Genomic DNA, 3,324 nt, shown 5'->3' with positions numbered 1-3,324 from the left:
GTGCCTTCGCCGACCCCGGCCAGGAACTGATCGCCGCGGCCTGGCGCGAGGTGCTCGGCCACGACCGCTTCACCGCGGACTCGCACTTCTTCGAGGTCGGCGGCCACTCGCTGCTCGCCGCCCAGCTCGCCGCCCACCTGGAACCGCACCTCGGCAGCCGCCCACCGCTGCGCACCCTGTTCCGCCACGCCGTGCTGGCCGACCAGGCCCGCGTCCTGACCGGAGGTGCCGCATGACCGCCCCCTCCGCCGTCCTCGAAGACGGCCACCGCGAACTCGTCGACGCCTTCGAGAGCTTCGTGCGTCGCGAACTCGTCCCGCTCGCCGCCGAGTTGCCCGAGACCGCCGACCAGGTCCCGGCCGACCTGCGGACCTACGTCCGCAAGCGCTCCGCCGCCCTCGGCTTCTACGCGGGCGACTACCCCGAGGAACTCGGCGGCGCCGACATGCCGTTCACCGCCGTCGTCCTGCTGCACCACGCCGCCGGGCGCAGCGGCTGCGTGCTCGCCCCGTACGCGCTGGCCGGCTCCGACGGGCCCAGCCCGCTGCTGCGGCACGGCACCCCCGAGCAGATCGAGCGCCACCTCGTCCCGCTGGTGCGCGGCGAGCAGACCCGCTGCCTGGCGCTCACCGAGCCGCACGCAGGCTCCGACGCGTTCCGGCTCACCACCACCGCCGTGCGCACCGGCGACGGCTGGGTGCTGAACGGGCGCAAGACCTTCGTCAGCAACGCCGAGCACGCCGGGATCGCGCTGGTCGTCGCCGCCACCGACCTCGGCGACGGCCCCACCGCCGGGGCCACCGCCTTCGTGCTGCCGATGGACCAGCCCGGCCTGCGGATCGGCCAGCGCTACGAGGGCATGTCCGGCGAGCCGCTGTTCGAGCTGCTGCTCGACCAGGTCACCGTCGGCCCGGAGGCCGTCATCGGCGGCGAGGAGGGCATCGCCGCGGCCACCGCCCTCGCCATGGACAGCCTCTCCCGCGGCCGCCTGGTGGTCGCCGCGATGTGCAACGGCATCTCCGAGTACGCGCTGCGCGTCGGCGTCGAGTACGCCCGCGAGCGGCGCGCCTTCGGCAAGGTGATCGGCGAGTACCAGCACGTCCAGGAGCACCTGGTGGCCACCCGCGCCGAGGTGGAGGCCTCCAAGCTGCTCACCCTCGCCTGCGCCCGGCTGGTGGACGAGGGCACCGAGTCGCCCGAGAACGCGGCGCTCGCCAAGCTCACCGCCTCCGAGACCGCCGTGCGCGCCGTCGACCGCTCGCTCCAGGTGCACGGAGCCACCGGCTGGGTGCGCGGCCACCCGCTGGAGTTCCTGTACCGCTACGTCCGGATGACCACGATCATCGAGGGGACCTCCGAGGTCCAGAAGGTGATCATCGCCCGTTCCATGGGCCTGAACTGATGATCAGTCACCTTTCCGAGTCTCTGGAGTCGATGATGGAAACCCTCAGCATCGGGTACGGCCGTCCGCACCGGGACGGCGCGGTCCTCGACCTCTTCACCAGCTGGGCGCACCGCACCCCGCACGCGCCCGCCCTGATCGACGGCGAGCACACCTACTCCTACGCCGAACTCGACCACCTCGCCGACACCGTCGCCGACGCCCTGCGCGGCCGGGTCGGCAAGGGCGACCTGGTCGGCGTCTGCCTCGGCCACTCGGTCGGCCTGGTCGCCGTCACCCTGGCCGCCGCCAAGCTCGGCGCCGTCCACCTGCCGCTCGGCCCGCGCCCCGGCGAGCGGAGACTGCAAGCCGTCGCCGAACAGCTGCGCCCGGTCTGTCTGGTTGGCGAGGACGCCGTGCTGCCACCCGGCGGAGACCGGCTCGCACTGGACCTGCCCGGCGGCGCGGTCCAGGCGGCCCTGACCACCGGCGGGCAGGTGACCGTCCCGCCCGGCACCCACTACGCGGTGCTCACCTCCGGCTCCACCGGCACCCCCAAGGCCGTCGCCGTCACCGAACCCGGGCTCGGCGCGCTGCTCCAGTGGTATCGCGAGCTGACCGGCCTCGGCCCCGGCGAGCGGCACAGCCTGCTGATCGGCGTCGCCTTCGACCCGCACGTCCTGGAGCTGTGGGCCGGCCTCACCTCCGGCGGCGCGCTGGTCGTCGCCCCCGAGGCGGTCCGCTGGGACTCCGCCGCGCTCACCGACTGGTGGCGCGAGGCCGGCATCACCGCCGCCATCCTGCCCACCCCGCTGGCCGAGCCCGTCCTCGCCCGGCCCTGGGCCACCGGGCTGGCGCTGCGCCACCTGACCGTCGGCGGCGACCGGCTGCGCCGCGCCCCCGGGGCCGACGTCACCGCGACCGTCCACAACGCCTACGGCCCGGCCGAGGCCACCGTCACCACCACCGTGCACACCATGGCGCCCGGCGGCGGCCACGGCGAGGGCGCCCCGCCCATCGGCCTGCCGATCCCCGGCGCGGTCGTCCTCGTCACCGACGAGCAGGGCCACCCGGTGCCCAGGGGCGAGGCCGGTGAGCTGCGGATCGGCGGCCAGGGCCTGGCCGCCGGGTACCTCGACCCCGAGCTGACCGCCCGCCGTTTTGTCGAGGTGCCGCCCGGCGTGGACGGCATCGACCGGGTCTACCGCAGCGGCGACCGGGTGGTGATGCGCGCCGACGGCGTCCTGGAGTTCCAGGGCCGCCTCGACGACCAGGTCAAGGTCAGCGGCGTACGGATCGAACCCGCCGAGGTCGAGGCCGCCTTCGAGCGCGACCCCCGGGTGCACCGTGCCGTGGTCGTCGCCGAGACGGCGGCCGCGGGCGGCGTGCGGCTGCTCGCCTTCGTCCAGGCCGAGGCCGGTGCCGAGGACGGTGCCGAGGGCGGCGTCGAACCGGCGAGCCTGCTGGACGCCGTCCGGCCCTGGCTGCCCGAACAGGCCGTCCCCTCCGCCGTCCGGCTGGTCGGCAGCTACCCGCTGGACGCCAACGGCAAGGTGGACCGCGCCGCGCTGCTCGCCACGGAGGCGCCGGCGCCCACGGGCGAGGACGGCGACACCCCGGTCGAGCGCACCGTCCTGAAGCTCTGCCGCGAGCTGGTCGGCCGCGCCGACCTCGGACCGAACGACAACTTCCTGGCCGCGGGCGGCAATTCGCTCGCCGCCGCCCGACTGCTGGAGGCCCTGGAAGGCGAGTACGGGGTGCGGCTGCGCGCCCCCCTGCTGCTGCGCCAGCCCGACCTGCGGGCGATCGCACGGCTCGTCGAGGAGCGGATGCCCGGCACCGCTTCCGCCTGACCGCCCGACACCTCCGCCAGGGGCGCCCCGGCCTCGCCGCCGGGGCGCCCGGAAGGGAACCACCCATGACTCCCACCGCCGCCGCTCCGA

General features: G+C 75.3%; 3 protein-coding genes. All 3 read left to right on the top strand.

Translation table 11 applies throughout. From position 1 onward, the window contains the following. Positions 1–236, top strand: a 236-nt coding sequence (locus J0670_RS33720) for a phosphopantetheine-binding protein (protein WP_207816099.1), incomplete at its 5' end; no start/stop codon positions are given. After that, positions 233–1,402, top strand: coding sequence for an acyl-CoA dehydrogenase family protein (locus J0670_RS33715; RefSeq protein ID WP_207816098.1), 1,170 nt, complete (start codon positions 233–235; stop codon positions 1,400–1,402). The genes J0670_RS33720 and J0670_RS33715, both read left to right, overlap by 4 nt. 32 nt (positions 1,403–1,434) lie before the next feature. Continuing rightward, positions 1,435–3,234 carry an AMP-binding protein gene (locus tag J0670_RS33710; RefSeq protein WP_207816094.1) on the top strand — a complete coding sequence of 600 codons (1,800 nt, stop codon included), beginning with the start codon at positions 1,435–1,437 and terminating at the stop codon, positions 3,232–3,234. The last annotated feature ends 90 nt before the right edge of the window (positions 3,235–3,324 follow it).

It is taken from the genome of Streptomyces sp. FH025, assembly GCF_017427025.1.
Classification (GTDB): Bacteria; Actinomycetota; Actinomycetes; order Streptomycetales; family Streptomycetaceae; genus Kitasatospora.
The sequence above is the reverse complement of the archived record's forward strand: the minus strand, read 5'-3'. Positions and strand labels throughout refer to the sequence as shown.